Annotated in this window: 1 pseudogene; it reads left to right on the top strand. The window is 55.9% G+C overall.

Features of this window, described 5'->3' with window-relative positions:
- Positions 1–220 (top strand): annotated as a pseudogene (locus tag A3709_RS14980) (2-isopropylmalate synthase); the annotation flags it as partial.

Genomic DNA, 220 nt, shown 5'->3' with positions numbered 1-220 from the left:
CTTTGTGCGCGAGCTCATCGACAACAATCGTATTCCCGAGGATGTGACCATCCAGGTATTGGTACAGGCCCGCCAGGAGCTGATCGAGAAAACCTTTGAAGCGCTTAAGGGCGCGCGTCGCGCCGTAGTGCATGTGTATAACTCCACCTCTACGGTACAGCGCGAACAGGTGTTTGGCCTCGATCGCCAGGGCATTATCGACATTGCCGTTAATGGCGCG

The organism is Halioglobus sp. HI00S01 (genome assembly GCF_001635445.1).
Taxonomy (GTDB): Bacteria; Pseudomonadota; Gammaproteobacteria; order Pseudomonadales; family Halieaceae; genus Halioglobus; species Halioglobus japonicus.
This window is presented reverse-complemented; position numbering and strand designations above follow the sequence as displayed.